A 306-nucleotide genomic window follows, 5' to 3' on the forward strand; every position below is an offset into this window, starting at 1 on the left:
TTGAACAAGGTCGACCAGGTCGATGACGAGGAGCTTCTGGAGCTCGTCGAGCTCGAGGTTCGCGAGCTCCTGTCGATGTACGAATATCCGGGCGACGACATCCCGATCGTCAAGGGTTCGGCTCTCGCGGCTCTCGAAGACTCCAACAAGGTGATCGGCGAGGACGCCGTCCGCGCGCTGATGGCCGCCGTCGACGAGTACATCCCGACCCCTGAGCGTCCGATCAACATGCCGTTCCTGATGCCGATCGAGGACGTGTTCTCGATCTCGGGCCGTGGCACCGTCGTCACCGGCCGCGTCGAGCGT

At 63.4% G+C, this 306-nt stretch carries 1 protein-coding gene; it reads left to right on the plus strand.

Annotated features, from left to right (window positions below; genetic code table 11):
- On the plus strand, window positions 1-306 hold a 306-nt coding region (locus ACZLZY_RS25000), incomplete at both ends, for a GTP-binding protein (RefSeq protein ID WP_496253616.1).

Source organism: Mesocryomonas lacus (assembly GCF_055730135.2).